The sequence below is a fragment of the Microcystis sp. M049S2 genome, assembly GCF_020245625.1.
Taxonomy (GTDB): Bacteria; Cyanobacteriota; Cyanobacteriia; order Cyanobacteriales; family Microcystaceae; genus Microcystis; species Microcystis ichthyoblabe_A.
Map to the genome: position 1 here is coordinate 12,846 of NZ_JADBUN010000116.1, position 25,730 is coordinate 38,575.

Genomic DNA, 25,730 nt, shown 5'->3' on the forward strand with positions numbered 1-25,730 from the left:
ATGAGTTATACCACTTTAGATTTTACCGCCTTTCTGGAGACTGTACAGCCCTTTGATCGCCTGCCCGTCGAGGTTAGACGTTCTCTGGGCCAGAAATTACAACCCTTTCGCTATGAGATGGGCAATGCCATACTCAAGTGCGATCGCTTACCCTCTCACCTCGTCCTTCTCTACGAGGGAGAGGCCAGACTTTTGGGTTATGATGCTAGGGTTAACAATCCGCTGCCGGTCACTTTGGCTAAATTACAGCCGGGGGATTTATTCGGGTGGATGAGTCTTCTGCGCGCTACCCCCTGTGAAACGGTTATCGCTTCTTCGGAAGTCACGATCTGTTTAACCTTAAAACAAGAGGATTTTTGGTCTTTAATCAATAATTACCCCGAATTTAAGGAACATTTCTTTAAAGAAACCTCGATCGCTGAAGTTTATGCTCTCCTAGGCTCCTATCTTAATCAACAGGCCTGGGGTGGGGGAGACCTGAAAGAAATTGCTCAGGCTCTTTTAAACAAAGCTTGTGTGTCCTACAACCAGATTAACGATGATTATCTCTGGTTAGTCAGCGAAAATACCGATAATTATCCTATCGGCACAGTTATCACCCAGAACAATCCGACTAACACGCGCTTATTAGGTCTTTCCTCCGACCAGTTAGACAAGTTCTTGACAGTTGCAACCGAAGCGGCTGCGGAAACAGAAACGGATGATATCTGGGAAACCCAAGTCATTAAGGGAAATAAACCCACCCAGGTATTAGATATCCCCCAAGGAAGAATAAGCGACATCACCAGCGATATCGACGTTGAAAAAACTGTCGAGAAAAACCGGAAATCCTATCCCTTTTTCGGGGGAAAAACGGAACTAGAGGCGGTGAGTGCCTGTTTTCAGATGCTCTGCAAATATTTTAATATCCCCTTTCGCAAGGACGTGATCCAACGCATCCTAGGAGATCAACTGCAAAGAACCGGCAGCCTTTCCCTGCCTCTGTGTGGGGCTGTGGCCGAGGTAGTGGGACTCCATAGCCAATTAGTACCCCTAAATGCTTCTTCCTTGCCCAATATCAACCCTCCTGCCCTAATTCGCTGGCAAGACACCATCGTTATCCTCTACGAAATTAATCAACGGGAAACCACGATCGCTGTTCCCCAAAGGGGGATAATTAAACGCAAAACCAGCGAATTTCTGGAATTTTGGGACGAAAAAGGGGAAGTAATTCTGCTCAAACCCACCAAACACACCCAGCAACAGCGTTTTGGCCTATCATGGTTTTGGCCTTCTGTCAAGAAACATAAACGAGTCTTAATAGAAGTTTTTATCGCTTCTTTCTTCGTGCAGTTATTTGCCCTAGCCAATCCCTTGATGATTCAGGTGATCATCGATAAAGTGATCGTGCAGAATAGCCCGGAAACTCTGAACACCCTCGGGGTTTTCCTCTTAGTAATTGCCGTTTTTGAGGGAATTTTAACCTTTTTGAGGACATCCCTTTTTGTCGATACCACTAACCGCATCGACATGACCCTCGGTTCAGAAATTATCGATCACCTGCTGCGCTTACCGCTGAAATACTTTGAACGGCGACCTGTGGGGGAAATTTCGACAAGAATCAACGAATTAGAGAATATTCGGCAATTTTTAACAGGTACAGCCCTAACGGTGGTATTAGATGCCATTTTCTCGGTTATCTACATCGTGGTTATGTTGATCTATAGCCCGATCCTAACCGTTTGGGCCCTGGGAGTCGTGCCGATTTTAGTTCTCTCCACAGCTATTTTCGCACCGATCGTGCGGCGACAACTGCGAGCAAAAGCGGAACGAAACGCCGAAACCCAATCCTATCTAGTGGAGGTGATGACGGGAATCCAAACAGTAAAAGCACAGAATATCGAATTGCGTTCCCGTTGGCAGTGGCAAGAACGTTATGCACGCTATGTGGCCGAAGGTTTTCAAACGGTCATGACCTCAACTTTGGCAGGTTCCTTTAGTCACTTCTTTAACCAATTATCGGGTTTATTAGTGCTGTGGGTGGGAGCAGCCTTAGTTTTAGACGGAAAACTCACTCTTGGTCAATTAATCGCCTTCCGGATTATCTCTTCCTACGTTACCTCGCCGATTCTGCGTTTGACCCAACTCTGGCAAAACTTCCAAGAAACTGGCTTATCTCTGGAAAGATTGGCCGATATCGTCGATACTCCCCAAGAAGCGGAACTCGATCGCCACAATATCCCTATGCCCTTAATTAAAGGCACTGTCACCTACGAAAACCTCGCTTTCCGCTTCAATCCCCACGGCGCCCTGCAACTATACAACGTCAACTTAGAATTCCCCGCTGGTACTTTTGTCGCTTTGGTGGGAGAAAGTGGCGCCGGGAAAAGTACCATCACTAAACTATTAGCTCGTCTCTACGAACCAGAATCGGGACGAATTCTCATCGACGGCTATGATATCAACAAAGTGGAACTCTATTCCCTGCGTCGTCAAATCGGCATGGTTCCCCAAGAAACCCTATTATTTGACGGTACGGTACAGGAAAATATCGCCCTGACTAACCCCGATGCTACTGTGGAGGAAATTGTCTCGGCAGCGAGAGCAGCTGCAGCCCACGAATTTATTATGACCCTACCCAATGGCTATAATACCCGCGTCGGTGAACGGGGGGCATCCCTATCGGGGGGACAACGACAACGGGTTGCGATCGCTCGTTCCGTCCTGCAAAGACCGCAAATTCTCATTCTCGATGAGGCCACCAGCGCCCTCGACTATAATACCGAACGGCAAGTGTGTCTGAATCTCAAGGAAGCTTTCAAGGATCGTACGGTCTTTTTTATCACCCATCGTCTAGCTTCGATCAAATCCGCCGATATTATTGTCATGATGGATAAAGGAACAGTAGCGGAGGAAGGCACCCACGAGGAATTAATGGCCAAAAAAGGCCTTTACTATACTCTCTATAAACAACAGGATTCGCAAATCTAGTCAGTCGGGAGACAGGGATTAGGGAAATGGGGAAATGGGGAAATGGGGAAATGGGGAAATGGGGAAATGGGGAAGTTTCAACTAATACCCCAAAACCCCCCGCAACGCGCACGCAGTGACCACCCCACACCCTACACCCCACTCCCCACTCCCCACTCCCTACCCCCACGAAAAACTTTTTCAGCAAACCCTAAATATAGGAGAATCTTCATGAACGGTAATTCTAACAACGGCCACAACGGCAACGGCAACGGTAAAAGCGATGAACTGACCCAAGCAAGTAAAAACGTGGCCACTACCACGAAAAATAAAAGTATTACCCCTTCTTTACCCACTTTCAGCCCACCGGAACAATCGGTGATTCTGAAACAATCGCCCATTTGGTCGCGGACGATTATCTGGACATTAATGAGTGTCACCACTGCCGCTTTAATTTGGTCAGCGTTCGCCAAAATCGAGCAGGTGGTCGGTGCCCAAGGACAACTTAAACCCCAGGGCAAAGTGCAAGAAGTACAAGCGCCGGTGAATGGGGTGGTACAGGAAGTTAAAGTTAAAGATGGCGATCGAGTTAACAAAGGGGATGTACTGGTTTTAATGGATTCCAGTGCCTCGCAAGTGCAGTTAGAATCTTTGAAAAAAATTCGCGCCACTGCTGAGAAGGAAAATCAATTCTATCGTCTCTTAATGGCGCAGGATCTGACACCGGCAGCAGTGGAAAGTTCGATCGCTCAATTAAAATTACCGAGTGAAATCGCCGATTTAGCCCGTAATCGTGCCGCTTTGGTGGCAGAAAATCAACTTTATCAAGCACAGGTCAATGAAGGTGCCTCTAGCTCTGCTTTACAAGGTGATCAATTAGCCCGTTTAGAGGCGGCCCAACGGGAGGCCAATTCTCGACAAGCGGCTGCTAGATTGGAAATGGAACAATTAGAAAAACAATTGACCCAAACCAGGGTACAGTTGGCCGATGCCCGCTCGCAATTAATCAAAGATCGTTTAGTCTTAGAAGAAATTAAGACTCGTAATGCCAATTCGATGAAACAAGGCCAAGAAGGCTTGGATATCGAGCGTAATATTCTCAAAGATATTGAACCCTTGGGGGATGAAGGGGCGGTCGCCCGTTATCAGATTAACAAGCAAAGACAGTCAGTCACTGACCGTCAAAATGAACTGCAGCAGCAAGAGGCTAATGGCAAAATCGATCGAGAAAAACAAGAGAAAGAAGTACAAACCCGCATCGCCGAAATTTCCCGTTTGGAACAGGAAGAAAAGCGTTATTCCCTATTGATCTCCCAAGCGCGAGAAAAGCTGATTAATACCACAGTAATCACGGAAAAAGATGTGCGCGATAAAATGGCGGACAATCAGAAACGGATCGCTGAAATCGATAGTCAGATCAGTCGCGTGATCATTGATAACAACAAGCGCATTGCTGAGTTAGATAGTCAAATTAGTCAAGCACAACAGACGATTAAATATCAAAAAATTACCGCCCCCATCGATGGTGTGGTCTTTGATCTCAAGGCGCGGCCTGGGTTTGTTCCCCAACCAAGTCAAGCGGAAGCATTGTTAAAAATTGTTCCCGATGGCTGTCCCACCCAGATCAAAGATGCTGCTAAAGGTTGTTTAGTGGCAGAGGTGGACGTGACTAACCAAGACATCGGTTTTGTGCGCGTGGGACAAAAGACCGATATTCGCATTGATTCCTTTTCCTACAGTGAATACGGCGATATTAAGGGAGAAGTAATCTCGATCGGTTCTGATGCTTTACCTCCCGACGAAAATCACCGTTTTTATCGGTTCCCTGTCCGGGTAAGCTTGAACAGTCAAGATTTAGTTTTGAAAGATCAATCCACTCTGCCGCTGCAATCGGGGATGTCCGTGAGCGTCAACATCAAAGTCAATGAAAATCGCACGGTTTTGGGACTATTTACCGATATGTTCAATAAACAGGTGGATACTCTCAAACAAGTCCGTTAAGCGAAAAAATTCGGGGGTACATCCTGCCAACGGCCCGATCCGATCGCGTTAATCGCTTCCGAGAGGTTAACTGCACCGGTATAAAGGGCGCGGCCCACGATTACTCCCGTTACTCCCAAAGGTTCCAAAGACAATAAACTCAGTAGATCCGTCAGGGAACTAATTCCCCCAGAGGCGATCACGGGAATTTCGACAGATTCGGCTAATTCTCGCAAAGCGGCGAGATTAGGGCCAGAAAGCGTGCCATCTCGATGAATATCAGTGTAGATAATCGTACTGGCTCCTCTTTTTGCCATATCTTGACCAAGAGCGATCGCCTCTACCTCGGAAGTTTCTAACCAACCCCTGGTGGCTACTTTGCCATCGCGAGCATCAATCCCAACAATTATTTGCCCCGGAAAGCTTTGACAAAGTTCGCTGACTAATTCCGGCTTTTCTACGGCTACTGTCCCTAAAATCGCCTTTTCTACCCCGATTTTTAGGAGATTACTCACCGTTTCTACATCCCGCAGTCCACCCCCCACCTGCACTGGGATGGCAATATCATTAAGAATTGTTTCAATAGTTGACAAATTAACCGATTTACCCTCTTTAGCTCCATCCAAATCGACTAAATGTAATCTGGTTGCCCCCTGATTGACCCATTCTCGCGCCACTATTGCGGGATTATCGTTAAAAACCTGCGATTGTTGGTAATCTCCCTGATAAAGTCGCACACATTTGCCATCGAGAATATCAATAGCGGGGATAACTTCCATGTTTTTCTCAATATCTAACTAAGGAGCGTTTTTATTATATAGTACCAGCCGTCAGAATTCAGGAGACAGGAGGCAGGAGTCGGTGGTCAGGAGATAGGGTGGTCACTGCGTGCGCGACGTTCGGCGACGCTCAGTCGAGCCGTTGCGGGGGGGGTGTTGGGGTGTTAGGGTTTTAGTTGAAATTCCCCCACTTCCCCACTTCCCCACCTCCCCATTTCCTACACCCCACTTTCCTATACCTTTTAAACGGGATTGCGGATCAGGGTGTCTTAGCCAGCTATTTTAGCTATTTCTGGTTGCTTAGAGATAATCTTCAGAATATTAATCGATTCCTAGGAGAAAAAATTCTTCTAGAATGATAAGTAAATATACGAGAGGAATTATACTCATGTCTGCTACGAAGTTTCAAACAGCCGCTTCATTATCTGATCGAGAGCTAGAAATACTCGATTTGGTGGCTAATGGTTTAACTAATCAAGAAATCTCGGAAAAGCTAGAGATTAGTAAGCGTACCGTTGATAATCATATTAGTAATATCTTGACGAAAACGAAAACCGATAATCGGGTGGAGTTGGTGCGTTGGGCATTGCATTGGGGTAAAGTTTGTCTTGATGATATTAATTGTTGTATCCTTCCTTCCCCGGTGCCGACCGATGATCAGGTTTCCTAAACTTCTGGGACTTTTGCTTGCGGTTAATATCATCAGTCTGGGGGGATGTAGTGATGCGGGTTTTGTCACCCCTCCCCAACAGCTTTTAGGAAATACTTTAAATACCCCTTCCTCTGAAGATAATCCCCGTTTTAACTACGATGGTCGTTATCTGGTCTTTGCCTCCGATCGCAGGGGTCAACGAACGATTTATTTATTCGATCGAGTGGCGAATCGTTTAGTTCCCCTACCCGGGTTAAATCAAGCAAAAACCTATCAAGATCAACCGGATATTAGTGCCGATGGTCGCTATATTGTTTATGTGTCGGAACAGTCCGGTAAACCCGATATATATATTTATGATCGACAAACTCTGCAAGCAAAAAATATCACCGAAAATATTTTAGGAGAAGTGCGTCGTCCGACGATTAGTGGTAACGGTCGTTTTATTGCTTTTGAAAGTAATCGTTTCGGTCAATGGAATCTGGAAATATTCGATCGAGGTGGCGAAATTTCTCCTTCTTTACCCCCGATTAATTCTTCCCCGTCCCGATAATCAGTGATCAGTAAACAGTAATCAGTAAACAGTAATCAGTGATCAGTGAAAAGACAGCATTGTTACTGCCAATAGACCTCGACCTAATATTATCTCAAGACCAAAAGTCTTTCTAGTTAAGGAATCTACCCGAATAAAAATTATTTTAATTGCCTCATATTTTTTAAGTAAAATTGAATTAGCAACGATAGATATACATTCCAGCTATCGAACTGTTTAGTTAGTACATAGACCAAAAGCAAGCTGTGACTGGGTTATAATTTTTGGAGATGTCTAATGATGCTCACTTAATACATACTGCTCACTTAATACTCAAAACTGATAACTGATAACTGACAAGGCCGACAGCTTTCTTTTGCCTTTGGCCTTTTTACTTGGTATAAAGTAGGTTTATTGAAGAAGTGGAGGGAATCATCATCCTATGACGATAATGACAAAATCATTGAGACAAAGACTGGCAGAGATTTTCGGGTTTGACCTGCGATCGCTGGCTTTATTTCGCATTGCCTTGGCGTTAGTGGTTTTAGTCGATTTATCAGTTCGTTTTAGCCAAGTAACTGCCCATTACAGTGAATTAGGGGTTTTACCTCTAGAAATCTTATCGAAAGTCTCTGCCAGTCCTTTTTACTGGTCTATTTTTGCTCTCAGTGACTCGGTACTGGTGCAGAGTATCCTGTTTATTGTCGCTATAGCGATCGCATTCTTGCTTTTAATTGGCTATCATACCCGTTTAGCCACGATCGCCACTTGGGCGCTAATCGTCTCATTACATCATCGCAACCCCCTGTTACTATTTGCCGCCGATGACGTAATCCGGGCAGTATTATTCTGGGCGATGTTTTTACCCCTCGGTGCTTGTTATTCCGTGGAAAGTGCCTTAAACACCAATCCCAACCCCCTACCCAAGCGAGTGGTTTCGGCTGCCACGGTGGCTTTGATGATACAAATTTGTTATATCTATATGTGGTCAGCGGCCTTTAAAACCAAAAGTGAAACTTGGTGGCCCGACGGTACAGCCGTCTATTACTCTCTCAGTTACGATCAATACGGTACTGCTTTTGCTGGTTTCTTACTATCTTTACCGCAACAATTACTAAAAATCCTGACCTTTTCAGCGTTAATCTTTGAATGGGTAGGTCCACTGCTAATTTTTATTCCCTTTCGCAATAGTTTCTTTAAAATAGTCGCCATTCTCTCGTTTATTCTCTTACATATCGGTTTTGGTCTCAGTTTTCATCTGGGAATTTTCCCGTTTTTGAGCGTTACCCATTGGTTGCCGATCATACCTAGTCTTGTCTGGGATTGGGTACAAAAACGGATAATAAACCCAGAAAGAGAAGGTTTAAGGATTAATTATGATCGAGATTGTGGATTTTGCAAGAAAGTTGTTCATCTTCTCCGCACTTTTCTCATTTTACCCGGCACTCCCCTGTTAGTCGCGCAGGATAACCCCTCAATATACGAGGATATGGTGGCCCAAAATTCTTGGGTGGTGGAAGATTGGCAGGGAAAACGTCAGTTTAAATGGTCAGCATTGGTTTATATTGTCAGTCTTTCGCCGATTTTCTGGTTTTTAGCGCCAATTTTGCGTTTACCGCCCCTGATGGTCCTAGGAACGAGAATTTATGAGTGGATTGCCTCCCATCGTCGTTTTATGGGCAATTTCACTAAACCTCTCAAGTTTCGTCCCCTGACGATTAAATCCTCTTTACCCTTAAATATTTTGGCAATTTTCTTCTTATTGTTGGCCAGCATCTGGAATTTACGCAGTTTTGTCCAGCAATCGGTCATTAGAGGCGATTTAAATACACCTTTAATTCAATCCCTCGATCGCTTGCTCACCCGTCGTACTTTTAATACAATTGATATTCTGGCAAGAATAACTCGTTTAGACCAGTATTGGACTATTTTTGCCCCTTCTCCCCCTCGCGATGATGCTTGGTTTGTGGCAGTCAGTCAATTAGTCGATGGTTCCACGGTAGATATATTTAGAGAAGGACAGCCGGTAATTTGGGATAAACCGACGGAAAGCGATCGCAATCGTTTGTATAAAACCATGCAGTGGCGGGTATATTTTATTAATCTTGATCGATCTATTGGTCGGTCAGTTTATAGAGAGTTTGGTCAGTATCTCTGTCAAAACTGGAATCAGCAGCACAGTAGTGATCAACAGATTAAATCCCTGCAACTTTATATCATGCGGGAAAGGACTGTCCCCCCCGGAGAAAAACAGAGAATCGAAAAAGAGCTAATCTGGCAGCAAAATTGTCTTTAATCAGTTATCAGTTATCAGTTATCAGTTATCAGTTATTAGTCAGATAAAAGTTATATGGCTAACTAATGCAATAAAAGACAACTAAAAATGGACAACTGATAGCTGATTACCGATTGCTTCTTTTTCCCTTTCCAACTAACCTAACTACCGCTAAACTTTAAAAATCGCTAGAACCGCTCTGGAGACTAGCGAGGGATCTTTCAAAATTCATTCTCTGTTCAGCATTGCGGAGAAAGTAACCACTCATCATTGCCGAGGCCAATAACCGGCCCAGATGTTCGCGACTGGTACTGATAGTGACACCGAAATGTTCGGAAGGAAGGTTGCCCAAAAGTCCGATAATGTTGCGTTCCATCACTTGGAAAACCTCTTGGGATTCTGGTTTCGAGAGTTGGGCGATTGTTTCGGGACTTAAGGTCTGGACATACTGCCACAAACTCTCGGAAAATTCACTATCGGTACCGAATAAATTGTGAGGGCGATCGTTTTCTCTATACACCTTTGATCTCCTGAACTCAATTTTTTTATAAACTATCCTTTTGGTTCTTCCAATTTAACAGTTTTTTGAGATAGTGGGAGTCGGTAGAACCGAACCTGAACGGAATGGTTATACCAAGCAAAAAACCCATCTCCAGCAAAAATAAAAAACTTAACACTGATGATAACCGATCACTGTTCACTGATAACTTTTATTTACCCATACCTAACTGCTGGGCCTTTTGATAGACTTTACCCTCCGTCAGCAGCGAGGGGGCAATCACCACTTCCACCTGTTGCATTTCCTTTAAGTTCTTAGCACCTAAAGTTCCCATACTGGTTTTCAGCGCCCCTAGGAGGTTATGAGTACCATCATCTAATTTTGCCGGTCCGACGAGGATTTCGGCAATAGTTCCGGTACTGCCCACACTAATTCGGGTTCCCCGGGGTAGAACCGGACTAGGTGTGGCCATACCCCAGTGAAAACCGCGGCCGGGGGCCTCCACGGACCGGGCAATGGGAGAACCAATCATCACCGCATCGGCGCCACAGGCGATACATTTGCAGATATCACCGCCGGTAATAATGCCGCCATCGGCAATAACGGGGACGTATTTGCCGGTTTCTTGGAAAAAATCGTCCCTAGCGGCGGCACAATCGGCCACAGCAGTGGCTTGGGGAACTCCCACTCCTAAAACGCCGCGAGAAGTACAGGCAGCCCCGGGACCGATACCGACTAAAACCCCAGCTGCCCCAGTTTTCATCAGGTTAAGGGCGACTTCGTAGGTGACGCAGTTACCCAAAACCACGGGAATGGGCATTTCTTGGCACAGTTGCACTAAATCGAGGGGGGTGATAGCTTCCGGGGATAAATGGGCAGTGGAAACAACGGTTGCTTGGACAAAGAGAATATCGGCCGCTGCTTGGGCAACGATAGCACCGTATTTGACGGCACCGGCAGGGGTGAGGCTAACTGCCGCAATACCGCCTTTTTCTTGAATTTCTTGGATACGAAGCTCGATTAGTTGCGGTTTAATCGGTTCTGCGTAGAGTTCCTGCATTAAACCGACGAATTCTGCTTTGCCGACTGCGGTAATGCGATCGAGAATCGGGTTAGGATCCTCGTAACGAGTTTGAATACCTTCGAGGTTTAGTACCCCTAGCGCCCCCAACTCGGAGAGAAGGACGGCCATTTTAGTATCCACCACCCCATCCATAGCGCTGGCGATAATCGGGATTTCCCGCTCGATATTGCCGAGAGACCAACGGGTATCGGCTAAACTAGGATCGAGGGTTCGCACTCCGGGTACAAGTGCGATTTCATCGATACCGTAAGCTCTACGGGCTGTTTTGCCCCGACCAATAATTGTATCCACGTTTCTATACTATTTCAGACCTATTTAGCCTAGACTAGCAAATTTCGCACCATCTCGAAAAGCTTTTCGGTATTATGGCAAACTAGGCATCGGGAAAATAATCGCCACAGTCGATCGCTTGTTCGGTGTTGGCGCTCCTGGGTTGTACACTACATTTGAGGCGATAATCGTTGGTAAAGTAGCGGCAGTGGGAGCAAGGGATGGAGTGCATCCGTCGGGCAACTTGCCAACTATCGCGCACGGCACTGGTTAAAGACCAGCAAACTAAAGCGATAATGGCAGCGGCGATTGAAAAACGTAAAATAATCCAGATTTCCATGGCGAGCAACTAAAATTACCTGATTTGAATAGGAATCAACTAAGGCAATCGGCAGAGGGTTAGATACTGAACAGTTTACTGACATCCAGACTAACCGTTAGCAATCACCAGACTTTTAAGAACATTTTCGGTCATGGCCGCTATTTGATCCAATTGTTCCTGATGGCGTTTTGCCTGTTTTTTGGCTTCTACCTTGCGTTTCAGGGCTTCCCGGGCTAAATCATCGCGATTTCTGCTTAAAGCTTCGATCGCTACTCGATTCCATGTTTCTGCTTCTTGAATGGCTTTTTTGTACTGGGGTTGAATTTCATCCCAACTCACCTTAAGATTGCTTAAAGCCCCTTTTAATAGGGTTTGGGCATTGTTGGGGTCGGCTCCGATGAGGGATTTTTTCAGAGGTTCGTAGAGTCCCACCGCTTGTAAATGGGTAATAATCGGGATAAATTCTTCTATCTGTTGACTTTTGCTAATACCGGTCTTACACCAAGTGGCAAAATGTTCGCAGTTGTTAAAAAGAAGATTATATTTCTGCTCCCCCAGACGACTTAGCGCCCTTTCTACCACCACATCGGGGATAAAGGAAAATCCCACCTCTACATGGCGCACCACATAGATTTTACCGCCCCTAGCAAAGGTTTCTAGGGAAGTTCGTTCCACAATCTCGCTCGGTTTTCGGTAATGAATGACGCTACCATCACCGCAATCGATGCCATGATGGGCATAAACACCCTGAAGATTGAGCAATTCCCGATAGGCGTATATTTGATCCCCTCTAGCCATATTTTTTTAGTGATAAAGTAAACAAGGAGATTGTCTATTGAGTCAGTTTTTCCAGTTATTAATAAGCCATTCAGATTTGGGTATTCTGGTTTTCGTGTTTTACTTTTTGTTATGAATTAAAGCCAGCAAACAGCTTAAGTCGAAGATGTTCAAGATTGCTTTAATTCATAACTTATTCTTTTAATAGGCTTTATTTTTGTATTCATACCCTCAGTTAATCCATTGGTTGTATAATTTTCACAGTAATTATCTAACTGTTGACTCTGTGGAAGGACTCTGGTGGGGCAGCGGAGAAGGAGAATCACTAACCCTCCTAGAGGCGCGATTCCTGATTTTGAAAATATGCGCTGCCGCTTTTTAGCCAGCCTTTCGCCATAATTTTTGATTATCATCCTTGATCCAGAAGAGCCTTTTCTTATTTTACTAAAGAATGCTTAACAGAGAAACACCAGCCAGTATAATAATACAACCAAATAGTCTTTGTTTGATATTTTTTCCATGAAATAAAAAATAGCCATACCCCACACTCATCAATAAACTGCTTTGTTTCACCGCCACTGAATTCGCCGCCACCGTTCAATTAAATCTTTTGCCAGATAAAGATTTAGTCGATTTATGCCCCCCTATCGAACCATAACAAGTAACGAAGAACCGTCAAGGTAAAGTTTTATGACAGGATTCAACGTTTCTGCATCTAGTCAGTGAGGTACTGGTATGCTTCAAACTTGAATGGGCCGCTCTCAGACGAGCGAATCAGACACCTGTGACAAGCCTCTTACGGAGACTCTATGGCTAAACAATTCAACGGGACAATCGCCCTCGATATTCGTGATTCCGTACCCGATTGGGAACCCTACGCCGAACCGAAAGCACCCGCAAATTCACCGAATATTCTTTACATAGTCATTGACGATACGGGATTTGGTGCCTGGGAAATGTTTGGTGGCAAAATTAAAATGCCCAATTTAGCTCGTATTGCCAAAAAAGGCTTAATTTATACCAACTTTCACACTACCGCTCTTTGTTCTCCCACTCGTTCATCCCTATTAAATGGACGCAATGCTACCAGTAACGGGATGTCTTGTATCGAAGAGGTGACAGCGGGTTTCCCTGGTAATAATGGTCGCATTCCCTTTGAAAATGCCATGATTCCAGCCGTATTGAGTGAGCGTGGCTGGAGTACCTTCGCCCTTGGTAAATGGCACTTAGTGCCAGAAGAAGAGGCAAATATGGCATCCACGAAGCGGCATTGGCCTTTAGGTCGTGGTTTTGAACGCTATTATGGCTTTTTAGGCGGAGAAACCGATCAATGGTATCCAGATCTGGTCTATGATAACCATCTGATTGAACCTCCTTATGGTCCCAATATGGGGGATACAGAGAACGGTTATCATCTATCGAAAGACCTGGTAGATAAGGCAGTTGCCTTTATCCAAGATCAAAAGGCGATCGCTCCAGATAAACCTTGGCTGATGTACTTCTGTCCCGGTGCCAACCATGCACCCCATCAAATCTGGCCTCAGAAGATCTTAGATTATGATTATAACACGAGCCTGGGAGATCCCGATAATCCAGAGGATTTATCCTTTGTCGAGACAAGTATCTTTAAAGATGGCTATGAAGTCTATCGCACAGAAGTCCTTGCCAAAATGAAAGAATTAGGCATCTTTGGGGATGAGGTAACAACACCCTCGGAGATTAATCCTCATGGTGAAGGTGAGCTTGCACAACATAACCCTGACCACACTAAGATCCAAGGAGTTCCTGCTGGTAAGACGTGGCCTCAAACTGATTGGGTAAAACCTTGGGAAGGATTAAGTCCCGAAGAAAAGGCATTATTTATCCGTATGGCCGAGATTTATGCGGCATTCTCCACCTATACCGATGAACAAATCGGTCGTTTGCTCGATTTTCTCGAAGAAACGGGTCAAATGGATAACACCATCATTGTTGCTGTAGCTGATAATGGTGCTAGTGCAGAAGGTGGGCCTAATGGTTCAGTGAATGAAAACCTGTTCTTTAACGGTATTCCCGATGATTTTGACAAGAACTTTGCCCTTCTCCAAGATTTAGGCACACTGAAAACCTATAATCACTATCCTACAGGATGGGCTTGGGGCTTTGATACGCCTTTCAAATACTGGAAACGTTGGTCAGGTTATGAAGGTGGTGCTGCAACTCCCTTTATGATGTGTGGACCGGGTATTAAGAAGTCACGAATGGCAGATACGGGGATTCGCAAACAGTACATTCACGCGGTTGACTTAGTACCTACCCTTTACGAAATGTGTGGTGTAGAACCCCCAGAAGTGGTTAAAGGTTACACCCAAAATCCCATTGAGGGAATTAGCTTCGCCTATACTTTCGCTCCCGAATATGCTCAACCTGAGTATCAATTTGCTTACAGACTCTCTGACGAGCAAAAACCCAAGGATGCCAATGGAAAACCCAAGAAAGTGCGAGAAACTCAGTTCTATTCCATGTTAGGCACAAGGGGAGTCTGGTATAAAGGTTGGCACGTTTGTACTGTCCATGCTCCTGCACCTTCCAATTGGGGTAATTTTGAGAAGGATATCTGGGAATTGTACTGTATGGATGGGGATCGGGAATTAACTCCCGATCCGACTCAATCTCGTAACTTAGCTAATGACCCGAAATATGCCGATAAACTCGAACAGATGAAGTATATGTGGTTCGTGCAAGCAGGGTTATACAAAGGTATGCCTATTGATGATCGCTCGGCTATGGGTGGAGATCGTCCCCAATTACGTCCCCCAGCATTTGCTCAAGATGACCCAAAGGATGCTACCTTCAGTTACACCTATTATCCAGGGGGATCAGAAATTCCCGAAGCCGTTGCTCCGAATACCCGAGGTCGTTCTTACGAAATCGAAGCCATTGTTGATTTCTCCACGGGTGAGACTCCTAAAGGGGTAATGATAGCTCATGGAGGAAGTTTTGGTGGATATAGTTTCTATATCTACGAGGGCAAACTCTGTTATGTCTATAACTGGTTAGGACAACAGCAACAGAAGATCACTTGTCCACTCCCTATCCCTAATCTTGCCGACGAGGAAAAGACACTCAAAGTTGTATTTAACAAGAAGCCCAATCAACAACCGGATAGCAAGTTTGGTGGTAGTACCATAGGAGAGGTACAACTCTATATCAATGGTATTAAGCAAAGTGCCACGATTGAGAGAGCTTTCCCTGAAGATCCCGATAAATTCCTGGTTGTACTTTCCAAGAAGCCAAATCCAAATTCAGAACCACTAGAGAGCAAGTTTGGTGGTAGTACCATAGGAGAGGTACAACTCTATATCAATGGTATTAAGCAAAGTACCAAGATTGAGGAAGCTTTCCCAGAATATCCTGAGCAATTCCTGACTCAACCGGGTAAGTTTGGGGCGGGATTTAATATTGGTCGAGATCCCGGACAGCCTGTATCATCAGACTACGAACATGAGTTCGAGTTTTTCGAGTTTGAAGGTGCGAAGCTGAAAAAAGTCATTGTCACGATTAAAAATGACGCGGGCGCGGGCGCGATCGATCCTCAGACAGAATTAATAGGGATGTTGTGGCGTGACTAATCTGCTTAGTCTGTAGCATAGACCCGATTTGCTTTCAAAGCTGTAGGGGTAATTTCTGCATTGCCCCTACCCACTCTAACCCTTGATAAAATAAAGGCTATATCTTGAGTATGCAAATATCTCAAAACCCCTCATCTGCTCCAGGTAAACCTCCCCATAAAGATCTGATCTGGATTCCGGGGGGAACATTTGAAATGGGGTCAAACAGTCGTAAATATCCTGAAGAAGGACCCGTCCACACCGTAACCGTTAGCGGCTTTTGGATGGATAAATATTTGGTCACTAATAAACAATTTAGAAAATTTGTCAAAGAAACAGGATATATTACCTTTGCTGAAAAACCACCGAAAGCAGAAGATTATCCTAATGCTGATCCTGAAATATTAGTTCCCGGATCTGCCGTTTTTGTGAAACCAGATCGTCCCGTTGATCCTCGTACTGTCTGCTGGTGGCAATATATGCCGGGGGCAAATTGGCGACATCCCGAAGGTACTGGAAGTTCAATTAAAAATCGAGAAAACCATCCTGTAGTACATATTGTCTATGAAGATGCCCTTGCCTATGCAAAATGGGCAGGAAAAGAACTCCCAACTGAAGCACAATGGGAATTTGCTGCACGAGGGGGTTTAGAGGGGGCAGAATTTGCTTGGGGTGATGAATTTATGCCTAATGGTAAAGTCATGGCTAATACTTGGCAAGGACAATTTCCTTGGCAAAATCTCAAACCTCATGCACCCGGTCCAGAAGCAGTAGAAAGCTATCCCCCCAATGGTTATGGACTTTATGACATGATAGGTAATGTCTGGGAATGGACACAAGATTGGTATCAGGAACAACATCCCAAAAACCCGACTAAAGCCTGTTGTACCCCGAAAAATCCCCTAGGCGGAACCGAAGAAGATAGTTATAACCTCAAACTTCATCCCTCAATGCGAAAACCCCGTAAAGTCCTCAAAGGAGGCTCTTTCCTCTGCGCCCCTAACTACTGCGCTCGTTACCGTCCCGCCGCTCGCCATCCCGAAGATATCGACACTTCTACCAATCATATCGGTTTTCGCACAATTTTTTGTCCTGATTAGAATTTATTACCGCTCACAATGACAATTAAGATGGCTCATTATGTTCTATTTTTAAAAGTTTCAGAGGGAAAATAACCAAACAGTTGTTTATAATCAGAGGCAAGATGTCCTCGCTCAAAAAAACCTAATTCTTCGGCAATTTGATAAATTAACGTTAGTTCGGGGTTTTGGGTAATGGATTGATGTAAGGCGTTAAGACGAAGCTTTTTAAAATAATTTTGAGGAGACATTTCTACTCTAGCTTATATGACGCAGCCAAGCACTCTAAGCGATCGTGCTTATATGTCGCCCCAAGAACGAGATCTGGCCTATAAGAAAATGCGTGAAGATTTTGAAGGCTACAAACGTCGTTTAGGCTGCTAATAGTCTAAATTTAGATCTCTTAACTGAAGTTTAATTAATAATTTTTGAGGCGCGTTTCTAACGTGCCTTTTTTCAAAATTTTATTTAAACTTTGGCGATTATAATTGACATTAATTCCTTGCATTTTCACGAGCGCACTTAGGTGTCTCATGCCAACGATACTTTTAGCCAGCACAAAACCTACCCAGCAGCACATCAAGGTAAATGTACTTATGTAAAATAATCATTTTTGGGGAGTGGTTTGAGAAGCTATTTCATTAGTTTTGGTAAAATTATAAGCCTGGCTTATTCACACTTATTAGGGTATATTTAATTTATGTTCCTATCTATAAAAGCAACTTTTGTATAACTTCTTTCCATATTTGAAGATTTACAGCTTGTCAAAACCTATTGTAGCATTCATCTTAATGGTGAGGCACGAAGTTTTCCTCTGGTGGAGTCGGTCATCAATACCAAATTAGGTTACACTTCATCTCTATGGGAAACGCTGTAAAAATTATCCCAGCAGAAATTGAGGACTATAGCCTAAACACCAGCGATGGAAGCCCCTTTTTAACTGTTAACCCCCTTACCCCAGAGATTATGGATGCTTTTAGTCCCTTTCCCCCTGACTGGACAGAGAGTGCTGTTCACGCCTACAATTTTTGTTGTCCTTACTGTGGGGCAAAAGCTAAAGAAGCTCAGTCCGTTTGGATCAATCGCCGCGCTCCCGTTTTAGGAGAAGATTCCCGTCGTAAATGGCAGGAATTCTATCATTGTCAATGCGATCGAGTTTGGTGGGCCTGGAGTAGTGATCGACCTGCCGAAAATAAGTAATTCTGAATCGGGAATGGAAAATATGGCCGATGTCTATGTTTCTTGGGATGAATACCATCGTCTGATCGAAAAATTAGCAGTAAAAATTGATCGTTCCGGTTGGCAATTTGCTCAGATTGTCTGTTTAGCTAAGGGAGGATTGCGCGTCGGTGACATTCTCTGTCGTCTTTTTCGTCAACCCCTAGCCATTCTCTACGCTGCTTCCTACGGGGGGCAAAATAATCAAATTCGGGGAGAATTAACTATTTCCTCAAATTTAGCCATGCTCGAGGCCCAATTAAAGAGTCCCTTGTTATTAGTGGATGATTTAGTCGATTCGGGAATCACTCTCCAAAAAACCTCGATTTTGTTACAGGAAAAATACGGGATTACCAATATCAAAACTGCGGTGATCTGGTACAAAGCAGCATCAAGAATTAAACCTGACTATTATGTGGAATATTACCCCGATAATCCCTGGATTCATCAACCCTTCGAGCGTTACGAGTTAATTACACCCCAAGACCTCCTAGAATAAAACTACCACAGAAGCGGTGACAATGATGATAGTAGTAGCCATTCTCACCATACCATCAGTACCTTTTTGATAGGCATCAAATTTATATTCTCAGCGGTCAACTTTTTGACCAAGTTTTTCTCGCAATTGAATCAACGCCGCTCTGATGTCATCATTACTGGGATTTTCGGGAATTTGCATGACCTTGATTAGCAATCAACTAACAAACGCACACGTTATAGCAGATATTAGCCATAAATTACAATTTTTTATCGGGAGGAGGAGTCAATCGCCAACGCACTAAAAAACTATCAATACTTTCTAAACATTCCAAATCATTTTTAGGTAAATAAGAATCTTTTAACAAGAAAGAAAAAGCCTGCTGAAACTCTTGACTATCAGCTTGAATCGGACTAGCAAAATGACAAGGAATAACCTGTTTAATCGGCCATTGGCAAATTCTATCAACCCATTGACTCACCTCGTCGGTATTGCGATTAAGAATCAAAGTTTGCAAAATTGGCGCGACTATTAACCTCCCCTCTCGACGCAAATTTAAAAAAGTCTTTTGCCAATCATCACCCCATTGAAAAGGGAATAAACCAAAATAGGCTTTTTTACTCTTTTCCCTAGCAACAAAAGCATCTCGAAACACCTTAATCCAATTGGGAACAGATAAAGCATCAGGTTGAAAATAAAGAGCAAAAAGACAAATTCTCTGCCAACCCCGACGGCGATTTTCTGGGGTATCCTCCACCAGATCCTTAGCAGTATTTTTAGCGTGAAACAGCAGCGGATAGGGGTCTAATTCTAAAATAGCGGGGGGATTTTCTGGGATAGAAATAATGCCATCAGTTAGCAGCAGAGTTTGAGAGTAGTGATGAAAAAAAGCCACTTCCGAGAAGTATCCCACATTTAGATCGATTGCGGGTAAAATTTCATAACTAAAATCTTTTCCTAAAGGAGTAGTTGCCGAGTCAGCAGGTAAAATTTCCGTTCGTTTTGCCGGTAAACCCAACCAACTCAAAGGTAAATTAAGAGGAAAACTCCATTGATTAGGAGCAACATAAACTATAGCCTTAGGAAAATAACGGGCAAAAGGACCCACAAAAACCTTATGTTCGATCCCAGAAATCGTCGGCAAAATAATATATTTAACTTCCCCGTGTTCACTTTCCAACTCACGCATTAAGCGAATACATTCCGGAGTCGGGGCCACTGGTGCATAAACAAATAAACCCCCAGATGCTAACTTAATTACCGTCATGCGAATCGGCACAACCACATAAAAAATACCCTGCAATTGCTCAAATGTCCAGAGCGTATCTTTCACCACTTCTTGGCGAATTGTCCGTCTTTGACCGTAGGGATAAAGTGGTACAATTGGCCAAAACGGCCATGATAAATCTTGCGGACTAATTGCGGCTTTTGTCATCGTCTGATTCTATGGCTGAAAATCTCTATTTTAGTTATCATAAACCCTTCTAATCCCCATGACTAATAAACTGCCCATTGATTCTTTGGTCAATACTTGGAATAGTCTCACGGGGGAAGTGATGAAAAGACTCCCCATCGACCAGTTGACTAATACTGTCCTGCAATGGTTTAGTGTTAGTGACAGTCAAGTGGCGGAAATTTTAGAAAAAGTCCGTCAAGAATTACCCACCACCGAGGCGCTGTTAATCGGCAAACCGCAAACGGGAAAAAGTTCGATTATTCGGGGAATAACGGGAGTTTCGGCGGAAATCGTCGGGCAAGGTTTCCGTCCCCACACCCAAAACACCCAGCGCTACACCTACCCCGCAGAAGATTTACCCCTGTTGATTTTTACCGATACGGTGGGGTTAGGAGATGCCTATCAACACACAGAGACAATAATCGCGGAATTATTAGCAGATTTAGCCGAAAATACGGGACGCGCCCAGGTTTTTATCGTGACGGTAAAAATTGATGATTTTGCCACCGATAGCCTTCTGGAAATTACCAAACAACTGCGGCAAAAATACCCTAAAATCCCCTGTTTACTGGCTGTCACCTGTCTTCATCAGCTTTATCCTCCTAATACCGTTGATCATCCCCCCTATCCTCCCGATTTCGAGGATATCAATCGCGCCTATCAAGAAATTAAAGAAACTTTTAAGGATTTATATGACAATTCTGTGCTAATAGATTTTACCCTAGAGGAAGACGATTATAACCCCGTTTTTTACGGTTTAGAGGCATTTAGAGACAATTTAGCCGATTTATTGCCAAAAGCCGAAGCTAACACCATCCACCAACTTTTAGATCGGGAAACCAGCAATAAATTAGGCCATCTCTATCGGGACGTGGCCCGACGCTATATGTTAGCCTTTTCTGTCATAGCGGCAACCTTGGCGGCGATTCCCTTACCCTTAGCGACTATGCCGGTGTTAACCGCCCTACAAGTGTCAATGGTGGGGGTTTTAGGTAAATTATACGGTCAAGTCTTAACCCCATCCCAAGCCGGCGGAGTCGTCAGTGCGATCGCTGGCGGCTTTTTGGCCCAGGCCATCGGTCGGGAATTGGTGAAATTTATCCCCGGTTTTGGCAGTGTCATCGCCGCTTCTTGGTCCGCTGCCTATACCTGGGCCCTAGGAGAGGGCGCTTGTGTCTATTTTGGCGATTTAATGGGGGGTAAAAAACCCGATCCTAAAAGGATTCAAAGGGTGATGAAAGAGGCTTTTTCTGCTGCCCAAGAAAGATTTAAAAATGTCGCTACAGGGGAAGATAAAATGTAGTTATTAGCCTCTTAAGTGTTGGAGATGAAGCAGCCTAAGACAAGTAGCATATCTTCAATTTAGCGAGATTTTAGTAATATTCGTCAGCTTTAGCCCCACTGGAAATTTACTTGGGCTTCTCAACCAGATCTATGGTTTAATACAGTTGAATATATCCCGTTCAAGTAATAGACAAAACATATAAAAAATGTGCCATCAGTTTCAGTGAGTAGCAGTATAATGGCTTTATGCAGTTTGACTGGGATAAGAATAAGGCAGAATGCAATCTATCAAAGCACGAAGTCTCATTTGAGGAGGCAAAAACTATTTTTGATGATTCTCTCTATGTTGAATTCTACGATCCAGATCATTTAGAAGGAGTTGATATTAAGTAGCTGGTTATAATTAAATTAAAAATGGATTTTAGGTTCGATCCCCCGTGCCCCCCTTGATAAGGGGGGTGCCGATAGGCGGGGGGATCCCCCCTTAATCCCCCCTTAATAAGGGGGGCATCTGACAACTTTTAACGCCTACCTACTTATGTTAGTTAAAGGAATCAAAAAAGGCAAAATTATTGAGTTATTAGAGGAAGTTGATTTTCCCGATAATGAAGAGGTATTAGTAGAAATTAGAGAGGTTAATGATTTTTGGTCAGCCTTGCAAGATTTTAGGCAAAGGGTAGATTTGACAAGTCTTGATGATGATACTTTTGATAATTTACGCGACAACTCAACCGGGAGAGATGTTCATTTATGACTCTCAAGTATTTACTAGATACTAATGTTTTGTCAGATCATGGCTCTTATACCAGTTATCTTAGCCGTTGTTGTAGTACCTTAACCCCGATACTTTACCCACAGTTAAAAACGAAAGGAAAAAGGCAGTAAATCCGAGAGACTAAAACAATAATTTTGCTGAGTTCCACAGATAATAATCTCTGCTTGCGGCGCTAATTCGGCTATCCATTGACGACAGGCTCCGCAGGGAGTTAACTGACTAATATCATTCTTCCCATCGATACAGGCTATAGCGATCGCCCGTACTTCTCGATCGCCCGCCGCGATTATTTGCGCTAAAGTTGCCCTTTCCGCACACAAACTCAAGCCATAACTAGCGTTCTCCACATTAGTACCAGCATAAATCTTTTTATCTGTCAAGACCGCTGCCCCCACCCGAAAACGGGAATAGGGAGAATAGGAAAGTTTCGCCACTTCCCGAGCAGTGTCACAGAGTTGTTGTCTTTCTTGGTCAGATAGGGTCATCGGCTGCCGATAGCAGGAATTGGGGAATTGGGGAAGTGGGGTGTGGGGTGTGGGGTGTGGGGTGTAGGGTGTAGGGTGTGGGGAGTTTTCTCAGTTAACTGATAACTGATAACTGACTCCTAACCCAATGGTAGATGTTGGATTGTTGCGGGAGTTCTATTTTCCGACAAAGATAAGCAAAAATTATTTATTGACTGCAAAAACTTGAGAATATTTAAATTAACATTCCGCAATATTTATAAATTCTTAAGAATTAATTGAGAAAGATTTTTATTTAACAACGATGTTATCAAGGTTACAGCGATTTGATAGAATTTCATAATGGGTTTTTCTGTGCTTTTTTGGGCAGCAATGGTTGAAACCCTTGCCAGACCTAGAAGGTGATCCTAATTAAGACGGGTAAATCAGTCAATTTCACCCACAACGATGATCTTTTTTTTATGTAGTTTTATTGCAAAAAAAAAGTTTTTTTGACAAAAAGCACAAAGTATGATATTCACCAACGTATTTCTGGCTGCGAGTAATTATTGTAGAGAGGGGAGAAAAAAGCCGAATACCGACTCCTAACCCCATCAACAAACTTTTTCAGCAAACCCTAACTTACCACTTAACATTTCCCTGACGATTTTAGCGGTAGCGGGGGCTAATAAAACCCCGTTGCGGTAGTGTCCCGTGGCCAGAATAACGTTATCGTATCCGGGCAAATATTCGATGATGGGAGCGGATTTTTTCTCCGGTCGCGGTCGCTTACCAGACCAAGTACGCACGATCGCACCCGCAGCCAAAGAGGGACAAAAAGTGATCGCCTTTTGATATACTTGTTCTAACAGGGCAGTATCGGCGATAATTTCGCCCTTTTCGTCCATAAATTCCACCGTTGCTCCAATCCAGTATTCTGCTCGGGCCAAAGGCAGAATATGCAGGTCATTTCCCGTTAAAATCGGCTTAAAATCGGAACTTTCTAGGGGTTGCGTCAATTTTATCTGTAAAGCTTGCCCTAAAACCGGTCGGATTTCCACTGGATGGGTAAGAGTTTCGGTTAAAGCAGTGGAACCAATTCCCGCACAAAGAATCAAAGAGTCGTTTTCCTCTATACTATTGGAACTATAAACGTGGGTGCATTGCCTCAAATTAGAGCCTTGAAGCTCTGTCTTCCCGAAATTTTCAACTTTTACCCCAAATTGACATTTAACCCCCCTTCTTGCCGCAGCAGCGACGAGAGCCTCCGTGAGCAGGACTGGATTAATTTGATGATCCCTGGGCGAATAGATAGCACCCTGGAGATGATCGCTGGCCACTTGGGGACATTTTTGGTTTAAAGTCTCTTTATCCCAGATTTCTAGACAATATCCCTGTTCTTGGCGGATTTGGGCTAACTTGCGCCAATTTTCTTCGTCTTCGGCACTCGATCGCAGTAGGACAATACCATCACGGTTACAGGGAATAGTCAGTCCGGTGAGGGATTCTAGCTCAGGAAGGAGGGTTTCGTAACGTTTTAAACTTTCTTGCCGCAGTTTCCAGGCTCTACCTTTAGTTTTATGGCTGATAATCCCCATTAAAATCCCTAGAGCTGCCCCGGTTGCTCCTTGTCCTGGTTTTTTTTCATCGATAAGGGTAATTTCTAATCCTTCGATGGCGCTTAATTCGTAGGCAATGGTGGCCCCCACTATCCCCGCACCGATGATGACAATTTTAGTCATAAACTCCAGAGGCTATTTTTCTAGTGGGAATAGGACTAAAAAAGGGTTGAACAGGTTTCAACCCCGATAATTAATTACAGAACCCGGAAAATAAAAGGATAACGGAAAACCTTATAGGCATCTTTCCAGACTTGCAGGATAGCAAGAATGGGAAGAACAATATTCACCACAGCAAGAATCGGTAAGAGCAAATAACCGATTAAAACCCAAACCAGAATCCCGGCAATTAGGTAGTATAACCACATATTCAGGTGAAAGTTTAAAGCTTCTTTGGCGTTTTCCTTCACCGTTCCATCATCAGAAATGAAATAAATAGCTAAGGGAATCCCCACCGATACCAGCGTAGCACTCAAAAGGATCGAAGCATGACAAGCCACGGATAGGAGTCTTTTTTTGGTTAAATCTTCACTCTTGACCATCGGGTTTATCCCCCTAAAATTGGCGGAGAAAGCGGATATCACTATTATAACAACGGCGAATATCGTCTATCTCATGTAATACCATAGCAAATCTTTCCACGCCAAAACCAGCAGCAAAACCCGTATAGATTTGGGGGTCATAACCGACTGCTTTTAAGACATTGGGATCCACCATACCACAGCCCATCACCTCCAACCATTTGCCTTTCCACTGCACATCTACCTCGGCCGAGGGTTCGGTAAAAGGGAAGTAGGAAGCGCGGAATTTAACTGGTAAATCGGCCCCAAACATTTGCTTAAGAAATTCTTTAATTGTTCCTTTCAAATCCGTAAAGGTTAATCCCCGGTCCACCGCTAATAATTCCACTTGATGGAAAACCGCAGAATGGGTTGCATCCACGGTATCGCGACGATAAACGCGGCCCGGGGCCACAATCCGAATCGGGGGTTCGTGACTTTCCATGTAGCGAATCTGCACCGGGGAAGTATGGGTCCGCAATAAACGACCATCCCTCAAGAAAAAAGTATCCTGCATATCCCGGGCCGGATGGTCAGCAGGAATATTTAAAGCCTCAAAATTATAATAATCGCTTTCTACCTGCGGCCCGGTGGCGATGCTGTAACCCAGACCGACGAAAATATCGATCATGCGATCAACTGTGCTATTTAAGGGGTGAATTCGCCCTAAAGGACGGCTCAGAGCAGGTAGGGTGACATCGAGGGTTTCCGCCGCTAATTTCGCCTTAATTTGGGCATTCTGGAGACTTTCTCGCCGGGATTCCAGCAGCGATTGTACTAATTCTTTGACCTCATTAGCGATCGCACCTAATCGTGGTCTCTCTTCGGGGGTTAATTTGCCCATTTCGCGTAAAATCTGCGATAATTCTCCTTTTTTGCCAAGATAATTCACCCTTAGCTGTTCTAAGTCTTCTAGGGTTGTTGTTTGTTCGATGGAATTTTCCGCTTTCGCTGCCAGGGTTTTTAGGGCAGTTTCGATCGGATGGGGGGATAAACTCATAATTAGGGCATTTTATGGGGCAGCATTCTAGTCTAGTTTATCAAGAGAGGGAATTTGGGGAGACAGTTGCAGGGGCGATTTGCTTTCCGGGGTGACGATTCCCTGAGAT

23 protein-coding genes and 2 pseudogenes are annotated in these 25,730 nt (G+C 44.1%); 12 read left to right on the forward strand and 13 right to left on the reverse strand.

Features of this window, described 5'->3' with window-relative positions; genetic code table 11:
- Together IM496_RS09820 and IM496_RS09825 are read left to right on the forward strand one after the other, a co-directional pair.
- Nucleotides 1–2,970 carry a peptidase domain-containing ABC transporter gene (locus IM496_RS09820; protein WP_287661832.1) on the forward strand — a complete coding sequence of 990 codons (2,970 nt, stop codon included), beginning with the start codon at nucleotides 1–3 and terminating at the stop codon, nucleotides 2,968–2,970.
- A gap of 210 nt (nucleotides 2,971–3,180) precedes the next feature.
- Nucleotides 3,181–4,950 carry a beta-barrel domain-containing protein gene (locus tag IM496_RS09825; protein ID WP_194018366.1) on the forward strand — a complete coding sequence of 590 codons (1,770 nt, stop codon included), beginning with the start codon at nucleotides 3,181–3,183 and terminating at the stop codon, nucleotides 4,948–4,950.
- On the opposite strand, the gene hisA is transcribed toward IM496_RS09825, so the two are convergent.
- Nucleotides 4,947–5,708 (reverse strand): 1-(5-phosphoribosyl)-5-[(5-phosphoribosylamino)methylideneamino]imidazole-4-carboxamide isomerase, encoded by a 762-nt coding sequence (gene hisA, locus IM496_RS09830; RefSeq protein ID WP_194018367.1) that lies wholly within the window; start codon nucleotides 5,706–5,708, stop codon nucleotides 4,947–4,949. The genes IM496_RS09825 and hisA overlap by 4 nt on opposite strands.
- A 388-nt stretch (nucleotides 5,709–6,096) precedes the next feature.
- Between hisA and pedR the strand changes: the two genes are divergently transcribed.
- From pedR to IM496_RS09845, 3 genes are all read left to right on the forward strand, one after another.
- Nucleotides 6,097–6,378 (forward strand): photosynthetic electron transport-dependent transcriptional regulator PedR, encoded by a 282-nt coding sequence (gene pedR, locus IM496_RS09835; protein ID WP_104397097.1) that lies wholly within the window; start codon nucleotides 6,097–6,099, stop codon nucleotides 6,376–6,378.
- Nucleotides 6,362–6,913, forward strand: a complete 552-nt coding sequence (locus IM496_RS09840) for a TolB family protein (protein ID WP_190719762.1) — start codon at nucleotides 6,362–6,364, stop codon at nucleotides 6,911–6,913. The genes pedR and IM496_RS09840 overlap by 17 nt, the downstream gene beginning before the upstream one ends.
- A gap of 421 nt (nucleotides 6,914–7,334) precedes the next feature.
- Nucleotides 7,335–9,188, forward strand: a complete 1,854-nt coding sequence (locus tag IM496_RS09845; RefSeq protein WP_287661833.1) for a hypothetical protein — start codon at nucleotides 7,335–7,337, stop codon at nucleotides 9,186–9,188.
- Between the two features lie 157 nt (nucleotides 9,189–9,345).
- Here the strand turns inward: IM496_RS09845 and IM496_RS09850 are convergent, their stop codons facing one another.
- The 5 genes and pseudogenes from IM496_RS09850 to IM496_RS09870 all read right to left on the reverse strand — a co-directional run.
- Nucleotides 9,346–9,687 carry a DUF760 domain-containing protein gene (locus tag IM496_RS09850; RefSeq protein ID WP_104397094.1) on the reverse strand — a complete coding sequence of 114 codons (342 nt, stop codon included), beginning with the start codon at nucleotides 9,685–9,687 and terminating at the stop codon, nucleotides 9,346–9,348.
- A gap of 190 nt (nucleotides 9,688–9,877) precedes the next feature.
- A complete protein-coding gene (locus IM496_RS09855) occupies nucleotides 9,878–11,041 on the reverse strand; it encodes a GuaB3 family IMP dehydrogenase-related protein (RefSeq protein ID WP_002796238.1) in 1,164 nt (387 codons plus the stop codon).
- Between the two features lie 82 nt (nucleotides 11,042–11,123).
- The gene (locus tag IM496_RS09860) at nucleotides 11,124–11,360 is read right to left on the reverse strand and encodes a hypothetical protein (protein WP_016514875.1); all 237 of its coding nucleotides are present in this window, start codon (nucleotides 11,358–11,360) and stop codon (nucleotides 11,124–11,126) included.
- Between the two features lie 90 nt (nucleotides 11,361–11,450).
- Complete coding sequence (locus IM496_RS09865) at nucleotides 11,451–12,140, reverse strand: lecithin retinol acyltransferase family protein (RefSeq protein WP_012267801.1); 690 nt, start codon at nucleotides 12,138–12,140, stop codon at nucleotides 11,451–11,453.
- Between the two features lie 109 nt (nucleotides 12,141–12,249).
- Nucleotides 12,250–12,400, reverse strand: a pseudogene (locus tag IM496_RS09870) (transposase); the annotation flags it as partial.
- Nucleotides 12,401–12,928: 528 nt separating this feature from the next.
- Here IM496_RS09870 and IM496_RS09875 point away from each other — a divergent pair.
- Both IM496_RS09875 and IM496_RS09880 read left to right on the forward strand, forming a co-directional pair.
- Nucleotides 12,929–15,730: a sulfatase-like hydrolase/transferase gene (locus IM496_RS09875; protein WP_287661835.1), complete on the forward strand. Its 2,802-nt coding sequence runs from the start codon at nucleotides 12,929–12,931 to the stop codon at nucleotides 15,728–15,730.
- 110 nt (nucleotides 15,731–15,840) lie between these two features.
- Complete coding sequence (locus IM496_RS09880; protein ID WP_002774263.1) at nucleotides 15,841–16,809, forward strand: formylglycine-generating enzyme family protein; 969 nt, start codon at nucleotides 15,841–15,843, stop codon at nucleotides 16,807–16,809.
- Between the two features lie 38 nt (nucleotides 16,810–16,847).
- Here IM496_RS09880 and IM496_RS09885 read toward each other — a convergent pair whose 3' ends face one another.
- Nucleotides 16,848–17,039 (reverse strand): helix-turn-helix domain-containing protein, encoded by a 192-nt coding sequence (locus tag IM496_RS09885; RefSeq protein ID WP_002757988.1) that lies wholly within the window; start codon nucleotides 17,037–17,039, stop codon nucleotides 16,848–16,850.
- A gap of 715 nt (nucleotides 17,040–17,754) precedes the next feature.
- Here IM496_RS09885 and IM496_RS09890 point away from each other — a divergent pair.
- Nucleotides 17,755–17,988, forward strand: a complete 234-nt coding sequence (locus IM496_RS09890; RefSeq protein ID WP_287661843.1) for a hypothetical protein — start codon at nucleotides 17,755–17,757, stop codon at nucleotides 17,986–17,988.
- A gap of 22 nt (nucleotides 17,989–18,010) precedes the next feature.
- Nucleotides 18,011–18,505 carry a phosphoribosyltransferase gene (locus tag IM496_RS09895; protein WP_104397209.1) on the forward strand — a complete coding sequence of 165 codons (495 nt, stop codon included), beginning with the start codon at nucleotides 18,011–18,013 and terminating at the stop codon, nucleotides 18,503–18,505.
- Here the strand turns inward: IM496_RS09895 and IM496_RS22385 are convergent.
- Both IM496_RS22385 and IM496_RS09900 read right to left on the reverse strand, forming a co-directional pair.
- Nucleotides 18,497–18,685 (reverse strand): annotated as a pseudogene (locus tag IM496_RS22385) (ssr2422 family thylakoid membrane protein). The gene IM496_RS09895 and the pseudogene IM496_RS22385 overlap by 9 nt on opposite strands.
- Nucleotides 18,686–18,743: 58 nt before the next feature.
- Nucleotides 18,744–19,919, reverse strand: a complete 1,176-nt coding sequence (locus tag IM496_RS09900; RefSeq protein ID WP_287661836.1) for a DUF4336 domain-containing protein — start codon at nucleotides 19,917–19,919, stop codon at nucleotides 18,744–18,746.
- A gap of 58 nt (nucleotides 19,920–19,977) precedes the next feature.
- On the opposite strand from IM496_RS09900, the gene IM496_RS09905 reads away from it, so the two are divergent.
- From IM496_RS09905 to IM496_RS09915, 3 genes are all read left to right on the forward strand, one after another.
- Nucleotides 19,978–21,243, forward strand: coding sequence for a YcjF family protein (locus IM496_RS09905; protein WP_194015516.1), 1,266 nt, complete (start codon nucleotides 19,978–19,980; stop codon nucleotides 21,241–21,243).
- A gap of 227 nt (nucleotides 21,244–21,470) precedes the next feature.
- Complete coding sequence (locus IM496_RS09910) at nucleotides 21,471–21,617, forward strand: BrnT family toxin (RefSeq protein ID WP_194015518.1); 147 nt, start codon at nucleotides 21,471–21,473, stop codon at nucleotides 21,615–21,617.
- A 145-nt stretch (nucleotides 21,618–21,762) separates the two neighbouring features.
- Nucleotides 21,763–21,978 (forward strand): hypothetical protein, encoded by a 216-nt coding sequence (locus tag IM496_RS09915; RefSeq protein ID WP_002798019.1) that lies wholly within the window; start codon nucleotides 21,763–21,765, stop codon nucleotides 21,976–21,978.
- Nucleotides 21,979–22,082: 104 nt separating this feature from the next.
- On the opposite strand, the gene cdd is transcribed toward IM496_RS09915, so the two are convergent.
- From cdd to pheS, 4 genes are all read right to left on the reverse strand, one after another.
- The gene (gene cdd / locus IM496_RS09920) at nucleotides 22,083–22,484 is read right to left on the reverse strand and encodes a cytidine deaminase (protein WP_194015520.1); all 402 of its coding nucleotides are present in this window, start codon (nucleotides 22,482–22,484) and stop codon (nucleotides 22,083–22,085) included.
- A 572-nt stretch (nucleotides 22,485–23,056) separates the two neighbouring features.
- A complete protein-coding gene (locus IM496_RS09925; protein WP_287661837.1) occupies nucleotides 23,057–24,184 on the reverse strand; it encodes an NAD(P)/FAD-dependent oxidoreductase in 1,128 nt (375 codons plus the stop codon).
- 74 nt (nucleotides 24,185–24,258) lie between these two features.
- Entirely contained in the window at nucleotides 24,259–24,603 is a 345-nt protein-coding gene (locus IM496_RS09930) for a DUF4870 domain-containing protein (protein ID WP_104397935.1), read from the reverse strand.
- A gap of 13 nt (nucleotides 24,604–24,616) precedes the next feature.
- A complete protein-coding gene (gene pheS / locus IM496_RS09935) occupies nucleotides 24,617–25,621 on the reverse strand; it encodes a phenylalanine--tRNA ligase subunit alpha (protein WP_287661838.1) in 1,005 nt (334 codons plus the stop codon).
- Nucleotides 25,622–25,730 lie beyond the last annotated feature (109 nt).